General features: G+C 62.6%; 3 protein-coding genes. All 3 read left to right on the top strand.

Translation table 11 applies throughout. The annotated features are described in order from the left end of the window. Positions 1 to 271: 271 nt before the first annotated feature. The 3 genes from ACVOMB_RS20765 to ACVOMB_RS20755 all read left to right on the top strand — a co-directional run bounded on the left by ACVOMB_RS20765 (position 272) and on the right by ACVOMB_RS20755 (position 3,859). Positions 272 to 808, top strand: coding sequence for a GNAT family N-acetyltransferase (locus tag ACVOMB_RS20765; RefSeq protein WP_481532898.1), 537 nt, complete (start codon positions 272 to 274; stop codon positions 806 to 808). Positions 809 to 905: 97 nt separating this feature from the next. Continuing rightward, a complete protein-coding gene (locus tag ACVOMB_RS20760) occupies positions 906 to 1,529 on the top strand; it encodes a glutathione S-transferase family protein (RefSeq protein ID WP_481532897.1) in 624 nt (207 codons plus the stop codon). Positions 1,530 to 1,588: 59 nt separating this feature from the next. Continuing rightward, positions 1,589 to 3,859 carry a thiamine pyrophosphate-dependent enzyme gene (locus ACVOMB_RS20755; RefSeq protein ID WP_481532896.1) on the top strand — a complete coding sequence of 757 codons (2,271 nt, stop codon included), beginning with the start codon at positions 1,589 to 1,591 and terminating at the stop codon, positions 3,857 to 3,859. Positions 3,860 to 4,035 lie beyond the last annotated feature (176 nt).

Genomic DNA, 4,035 nt, shown 5'->3' with positions numbered 1-4,035 from the left:
TTCCTTTATGTTTGTTTTTATTTATTTTTCCCCACACTTATGCTCATCCCTCACGTGTTGTTTGTTTTTTTTTTGGTTTTGGGGGGGGGCCTACCCCGGCGAAGCCCACACACCATCAGGTGGCGCGAATACGTCTTCAGGGAGCGAACACTGTCAGCTTCGCGGCTTACGCCGCTCCCACAAACAGGTGCCCGCAACGTAGCGGCGGTTTGACCGGCAGGGGCGGCCGGCGCAAGCTCGGCGTCCTTGTTTACCGCACACAGGAATCGCGATGAGTGTCTTCGATCTGCGACTGGAAACCGAACGCCTGCTGTTGCGCCCGCCAGCAGCCGATGATTTCGAGGCCTTCGCTGCGTTCTGTGCTGATCCGCAGACCATGCAGCATCTCGGTGGCGTGCAACCGCCTTCGGTCGCATGGCGCAGCCTGGCAGCGTTGACTGGCAGTTGGCAGCTGTTGGGTTACTCGATGTTCTCGGTGATCGAGAAAAGCAGCGGACGCTGGATTGGACGGGTCGGGCCGTGGCAGCCACATGGCTGGCCTGGCACGGAAGTAGGCTGGGGCATTTCCTCCCAGTTCTGGGGCCGTGGTTACGCACCGGAGGCAGCGCGGGCCAGTGTCGATTGGGCCTTCGATACGCTGGCTTGGCAGGAAGTGATCCATACCATCGTGCCGGCCAATACCAGTTCGGTGGCGGTGGCGCGCAAGTTGGGCTCGACCTTGCTGCGGCAGGCGCGATTGCCCGCGCCCGCCGATATCGAGGTGGATGTGTGGGGGCAATCACGGCAGCAGTGGATGTCACAGCGCTGAGAACCCATTTTTGCTGCGGTCGCAGCTTTACCGCAGCACCCGTGATCCGTTCAGATGGAAGCTGTCGTCTGCCAGATCGGTAGCGGGGAGCGGATCAGTGAGTGTTTCGGGTGCTGGGTTGCGGGTGTATGGGATGTCCACGTCGGGCAACTGTCACAAAGTGCGGTTGCTGCTGGAGCAGTTGGGCACGCGTTACGACTGGGTCGAGGTGAACAGCGCCGAGGGCCAGACCCGCACCCCGGAGTTCCTCGCGCTCAATCCCAATGGAAAAGTGCCGCTGGTGCAGCGCTCCGATGGCCGGGTACTGACCGAATCCAACGCGATCCTGTTCTGGTTGGCCGAAGGCACCCCGTTCTTGCCGACTGATGGTTGGCAACGCACGCAGGCCTTGTCGTGGATGTTCTTCGAACAATACAGCCACGAGCCCTACATCGCCGTTGCGCGCTTCATCAGTATCTGGACGCCAGCCGATTCTCCGCGTCGCGCTGATCTGCCGCGCCTGCGTGAGCGCGGCCATGACGCTTTGGCGGTGATGGAGCGGCATCTGCAGAACCACCCGTGGTTTACCGGCCCCGATTACGGCGTGGCCGATATCGCCTTGTTCGCCTACACCGCCGTCGCTGCAGACGGCGGCATTGGCCTGTCGCCGTATCCGGCTATCCAGCGCTGGCTGCAGGCCGTGCAGGCCCAGCCCGGCTTCATGCCGATACTCGCAGGTTGAATGTTCGTCCTTGATGTTTGATTCCGTCTCATCACTTGTTTGCTGTGGAGTCTGTCTGCATGTTTGCTCGTGTACCGAATCCCATTCCGGCCCGCATGAAGGGCCTGAACCGCGCTGAGATCTGCGACACCAATTTCATCGAATTCGTCAGCGCCCTAGCGCCGGGCCCGGATCAAGGCCCGCAGCCGGCTGCGCCGGTGTTGCCGGGTAGCGCCTTGGATGCGCAAGGCTTCCGTGAGTTGTTCGAATCGCAGTTGATCAGCCGCCATCTGGACCTGATGGCGCGCGTATTGCGTGTGCAGAACAAGGTCTTCTACACGATCGGCTCGTCTGGCCATGAGGGCAATGCGATGGTGGCGCGCGCCGCGCGGCATACCGATCCGGCCTTCCTGCACTACCGCTCCGGCGGCTTCATGGCCGAGCGCTTCCGCAAGCTGCCGGGTATGGACCCGGTGATGGACTCGGCGCTGTCGTTTGCGGCGAGCAAGGACGATCCGGCCAGTGGCGGCCGCCACAAGGTATGGGGTAGCAAACCGTTGTGGGTGCTGCCGCAGACCTCGACCATCGCCTCGCACCTGCCCAAGGCACTGGGCACGGCGATGGCGATCGAAGCCGGTAAGCGACTGGGGCAGGGGCTGCCGATTCCCGATGACAGCATCACCATCTGCTCGTTCGGCGATGCATCGGCCAATCACGCCACCGCCCAGACCGCGTTCAATGCGGCCGCCTGGAGCAGCTTCCAGAAGCTGCCGGCGCCGGTGTTGTTCGTCTGCGAAGACAATGGCATCGGAATCTCGGTGAAGACGCCTGAAGGCTGGATAGCCGAGAGCTTCCGTCACCGGCCGGGCCTGGATTACTTCCATGCCGACGGCTTGGATCTGGTCAATGGTTACGCCGACGTGCAGCGCGCAGTCGAGCATTGCCGGCGCACGCGGCGACCGACCTTCCTGCACCTGCGCACCACGCGCCTGATGGGCCACGCCGGCACCGACTTCGAGATCGAATGGCGGGCGCTGGAGGAGCTGTGCGCAGTGGAAGCCGGCGATCCGTTGCTGCGTTCGGCACAGGTTGCGGTGGAGTCCGGGCTGATGGACAAGGCCGAAGTGCTGGCTCTGTACGAGCACACCCGCCAGCGATGCTTCGCTGCCGCCGAGGATGCCGACAAGCGCCCGCGCTTGACCGAGCTGCAAGATGTGATCGGGCCACTGGCGCCGTATACGCCGGACAAGGTGAAGGTCGAGGCAACACGCGCGGACTATAGCGAGCGGCGCCTGCAGGTGTTCGGCAGCGAAGCTGGCTTGCCGGAAAATCAGCCGGCCAAGCATCTGGCAGTGCAGATCAACCAAGCACTGCACGACCTCTTCGCCAAGTACCCGGAGACCTTGCTGTTCGGCGAGGACGTCGCGCAGAAGGGCGGCGTCTATACGGTTACCAAGGGCCTGCAGAAGGCATTCGGCCCGCGCCGGGTGTTCAATACCCTGCTCGACGAAACCATGATCCTGGGCATGGCCCAGGGCTTCGCCAACATGGGCATGTTGCCGCTGCCTGAGATCCAGTACCTGGCCTATCTGCACAACGCCGCCGATCAGGTGCGTGGTGAGGCCTGCTCGCTGCAGTTCTTCTCCAATGATCAGTACCGAAACCCGATGCTGATCCGCATCGCCGGGCTTGGCTACCAGAAAGGCTTTGGTGGTCACTTCCACAACGACAACTCGATCACCGCCATCCGCGATATTCCGGGGCTGGTGGTTGGCTGCCCGTCGCGTGGCGATGATGCCGCAGCAATGCTGCGCACGCTTGCTGCCTTGGCCAAGGTGGACGGGCGGGTCTGCGTGTTCCTGGAGCCGATCGCGCTGTACATGACCAAGGACCTGCATGCCGCTGGCGATGGGCAATGGCTGTTCCCGTATCCGGCACCGGATCAGGCGCTGACGCTGGGCGAGGGCAGGGTTTATGGCGAAGGCAATGATGATCTGCTGATCATCAGCTACGGCAATGGCGTGCCGATGGCGCTGCGTGCAGCCAAGACCATCGAGGAGCAGCATGGTTGGAAGGTGCGGGTGGTCGATCTACGCTGGCTGGTGCCGCTCAATGCCGGCTATATCGCCGAGCAGGCCAAGGGGGCGAAGCGGATCATCGTGCTGGACGAAGGCCGTCAGAGTGCTGGCGTGGGCGAAGGCGTGATTACCGCCTTGGTCGAGGCTGGTCACGCGCAGGTGCCGTTGCGCCGGGTGACTGGTGTGGATACCTATACGCCGCTGGCTGGTGCAGCCTTGCTGGTGTTACCGGGGGATACGGATGTGGTGGCAGCGGCTACGGAGCTGGTGTGAGTAGCCTTCTGCTGTTTGTGGGAGCGGCGTGAGCCGCGAAGCTGGCAATGCTGAAATCACCGGCATGCCTGCGACCTGATTGACCTGTGGCTTCGCGGGTAACCCCCCCCGCCACAAACAACCCAAAACCACGACCACACACACAAAAAAAAAAAACACGCCAACGCCGGGTTTTT

This window comes from Stenotrophomonas sp. STEN018, from assembly GCF_056760235.1.
This window is presented reverse-complemented; position numbering and strand designations above follow the sequence as displayed.